This is a genomic window from Candidatus Hydrogenedentota bacterium (genome assembly GCA_016791475.1).
Classification (GTDB): domain Bacteria; phylum Hydrogenedentota; class Hydrogenedentia; order Hydrogenedentales; family JAEUWI01; genus JAEUWI01.
In genome coordinates, this window is the sequence record JAEUWI010000298.1 from 1 (window position 1) to 627 (window position 627).

Annotated in this window: 1 protein-coding gene; it reads right to left on the minus strand. The window is 50.4% G+C overall.

What is annotated here, in order from left to right; genetic code table 11:
* Nucleotides 1-64: 64 nt before the first annotated feature.
* Nucleotides 65-373 carry a zf-TFIIB domain-containing protein gene (locus tag JNK74_29315; protein MBL7650276.1) on the minus strand — a complete coding sequence of 103 codons (309 nt, stop codon included), beginning with the start codon at nt 371-373 and terminating at the stop codon, nt 65-67.
* Nucleotides 374-627 lie beyond the last annotated feature (254 nt).

The following is a 627-nucleotide window of genomic DNA, read 5'->3' on the forward strand; positions in this document are numbered from 1 at the left end:
CTACCCGCCCGAAGCGGAAGAAGAGCGCAGGCTTTGCTTGTTGCGCCAACCTAAGGCCGAGGCCTCAATCCAGGTCAAACAGATCTCCCCAGATGGATTTCTTGTGCGGTTTGCGGTAGCCGCCGCGGTCGCGGTCGTGATCCCCGAACGGCCGATCGCTGCTGTGTTGCTTGTGTTCACGGCGGTAGCGGTCGTCGTCGTCATCATCGTGATGGCCGCCTTTATACTGGGCAAACTGCTGGTTGGTGCGTTCGATGATTTTATCCAGTTCACCGCGATCGAGCCAAACGCCGCGGCACTGGGGACAGTAATCAATTTCAATTCCCTGGCGATCAGAAATGGCCAGCAGGACGTTGCATTTAGGACAGTTCATGGTGTGTGGTGGTGGGTGGGTTATTCTTTGGGGCAAAGATATGAACAGCTAATTCAGGAAAGGGTTTGAGAGAAGGGCTGATAGTCTATGAAAAAGGATGAAAGTCCACATCCATACCGCCAAGGCGCCAAAACAAGATAAATACAAAATTCCATTTTGCCAAAAGTGGGAAAGTGGGTATTATTGCCCCACTATTAATCAGTTGATATCCTAAGCCATATAAATATACCAAAATCTCATCAAGCCCTCTGGTT